The sequence below is a fragment of the Acidithiobacillus sulfurivorans genome (genome assembly GCF_018853815.1).
GTDB classification, from domain to species: Bacteria; Pseudomonadota; Gammaproteobacteria; order Acidithiobacillales; family Acidithiobacillaceae; genus Acidithiobacillus; species Acidithiobacillus sulfurivorans.
In genome coordinates, this window is the sequence record NZ_JAAOMP010000047.1 from 1 (window position 1) to 2,620 (window position 2,620).

Consider the following 2,620-nt stretch of genomic DNA (forward strand, 5'->3'; position numbering starts at 1 on the left):
CGGTAATGTTTCTATAGCCTGTGCCTTTAAAGAGCTACCGCAGCACTGGACCTCCAGGCCCAATTCCAACAGTTCACCCAACAAACTGTGCACACTGTTGCGGGTTTTATCCCAGTCTCTCAGGATCAGCACGCCCTGACCGGCAAGAAACAAGCGAACCTCTTTGTTGTCTGCCAACATGGCACCGGCGAGACGAACGGCCGTATCGGCGCGGGGGTTTTCTTCTTCAGGACCTGCATGCAGGATGATTAATGCTTGGCTCATGGGAGATACTCCTGTTCAGAGACTTCGGGGATGTGTTTCTTTAACCGCAAAAGCAATCCATAAGCCCGACAAGGCCACAATACCAGCGGTCAGCCAGATCGCGGGGAGGATTTTATCACTCCATTGGGCCACCAGACCAAGAATGACCCCGCCGATGGCATAACCCGTGTCCCGCCAATAACGATAAGTGCCCAGTATCCGACCCCGTTGCATGGCTGGTGCGACATCCGACATGGCGGCAATCAAATTGGGATAAAGCAGTGCCATACCGAGCCCCATCAGTGCAGCGGTGACAATCCATGCAGCAAAGTGGTTCACCAATGCGGTTCCTGCCAATCCTGCGGATAACAAGGCAAAGCCCAGCAAAACCGGTGGCTTGCGACCAATGCGATCAGCCAGATGCCCGGTCCAGAACTGGCAGAGTCCCCAGACCATGGCATAAACGCCGGTAATCCAGCCGATATAGATAACGCCGAGGCCGTGGAATTTGAAAAACAGCGGGAACAGCACCCAGACCAGAGTGTCCGCCATTTTGTTGGTGACACCGCCCTGGCAAAGCGCCCGGTAGGTCCGATCCTGAAAGGAAACCTGCAGGAAGGTGCTGAACATACTTTGTGCGGGTACCGCTGCCGGGGTAGCCGCCTCTTGTTGTATATGCTCGGCACGCACCCAGTGAATGGTGTCTTTTATCCACAGCAGCAGCACCAACGCCAGCGCAATGACCACTAGCCCAAAGACCAGCAAGGACCAGCGGGGACCATACAAAACGGCCAGATACCCCGTGGCCAGACCCGCTGCACCCACAGCAATGTAACCCATGGCCTCATTGATGCCGACCGCCAGACCGCGCTGATGGTTGGCCGACAAATCAATCTGGCTGGTGACGGTCATGGTCCAGGTGAAGGCCTGGTTGAAGCCCAGGAAGACGTTGGCACCGATAATCCACCACCAGTTGGGGGCAAAGAAAATCAGAATCGGAATGGGGATGCCGGCTATCCAGCCGAGCAGCAAAACCCGCTTGCGGCCGATGCGATCGGCAAGCCCGCCCGCCACTAAATTCAGGGCACCCTTGACCAGGCCAAAGGAAATCACAAAGGAAGCCAGGAAGAAAAAGGCGTGGCTATCCACAGCAAAGTGCGCTGCCATGGTGGGCAACACATTGCGCTCCATGCCGATGATCAGACCCACAAAAAAGACCTGAACCGTCTGCAGCAGAAACTGTCCACGGTTGCAGCCAATGCCCCGGACGTAAGCGCTTGCATGGTCCGCTGTGACGTTCATGCGGTGTCTTTTTGGTGGAGAGAGACCACGGTACTCAGTACCTCATGGTTATGCGCGGTAATCTGCATCTGGTCGAGAATGAGCTCCCGAACAATCTCGCAGACTTCCAAAACCTTGGGGCTGGTGAGCCGGTAATGACAGAAAGTACCGCACTTGTCGCAGTGCACCAGACCTCTCGCCTTGAGAATATTCATGTGCTGTGAAACATTGGCTTTCGACATGCCCGTCAGTTCGGTAAGCTCGCTGGCGGTTTTTTGCCCTTCACCCAGATAGTGAATGATCTCCAGACGCTTGGGATGGGCAATGGCCGCAAACACTTCCGAAAACAGTGCAAATTGGATGGTTTCCTGATGCTTCATGCCATCCGCTCCAGATTGCTGGCGACAATGCGCGCCATCTCCACCGGTCGTTCCGGAATGTTGGTGGTCAGCTCGTGCATGAAGGTCGCCCGGTCCATACTCAAATACGGATCCCAGCGCTTTTCAAAGCCGATAGTCGACGAGGGTTTTCCCGAAAGACCAGCCCCGCAGACACTGCCAGCAGCATGTCCCGGAAAGATTTCCAGATCATCAGGAAGGGGCAGCAGTTTCTGCTGGAGGCTGTCATAGAGTTTCGCTGCCATTTCCTCGGGTGTTCCCCCCAGATCCGGTCGTCCCACGCCGCCAACAAAAAGGGTATCGCCCGTCAGGGCAAACCACGGAGCCTTACTGCGTCGGATATCGCTGACCAAAAGACAAAGGCTGTCAGGGGTATGACCGGGAGTATGCAGCACCTGGGTGATCACATTGCCGGTCTCCAGTATTTCGCCGACTTTGAGACCTCGAATCGGAAATTGTACCTGATCCTCGTCACTTTCGTGCATGCAGTAAGGCGCTTCTGCCAGCGCCGCCAAAGCTCGCCCACCCGAAAGATGATCGGCATGTAGATGGGTGTCAATGACAAGGCTGATGCGCACGGCCGCTTTCCGGGCCTCGGCTATAAACCACCCCTCATCACCGGCCACCACATCTACCGCGACGGCAAAACCTTTACCACCACAGCCGTAGAAGTAAGACAGAGTTCCATCGTCACCACG

4 protein-coding genes are annotated in these 2,620 nt (G+C 55.7%); all 4 read right to left on the reverse strand.

Going from position 1 to position 2,620, the window contains the following annotated elements:
- Window positions 1-264 (reverse strand): DsrE family protein (locus HAP95_RS05150; protein WP_215883246.1); only part of this gene is annotated, 264 nt, incomplete at its 3' end.
- A 15-nt stretch (window positions 265-279) separates the two neighbouring features.
- Window positions 280-1,545: an MFS transporter gene (locus HAP95_RS05155; protein ID WP_215883247.1), complete on the reverse strand. Its 1,266-nt coding sequence runs from the start codon at window positions 1,543-1,545 to the stop codon at window positions 280-282.
- The gene (locus HAP95_RS05160) at window positions 1,542-1,904 is read right to left on the reverse strand and encodes an ArsR/SmtB family transcription factor (RefSeq protein ID WP_215883248.1); all 363 of its coding nucleotides are present in this window, start codon (window positions 1,902-1,904) and stop codon (window positions 1,542-1,544) included. The genes HAP95_RS05155 and HAP95_RS05160 overlap by 4 nt, the downstream gene beginning before the upstream one ends.
- Window positions 1,901-2,620: MBL fold metallo-hydrolase (locus HAP95_RS05165; RefSeq protein WP_215883249.1), on the reverse strand; the 720-nt coding region annotated here is incomplete at its 5' end. The genes HAP95_RS05160 and HAP95_RS05165, both read right to left, overlap by 4 nt.

Excerpts from the sequence above, each read along its gene's own strand:
- HAP95_RS05160 (WP_215883248.1), bottom strand. The coding sequence starts at position 1,904 with ATGAAGCATCAGGAAACCATCCAATTTGCACTGTTTTCGGAAGTGTTT.
- HAP95_RS05155 (WP_215883247.1), bottom strand. The coding sequence starts at position 1,545 with ATGAACGTCACAGCGGACCATGCAAGCGCTTACGTCCGGGGCATTGGC.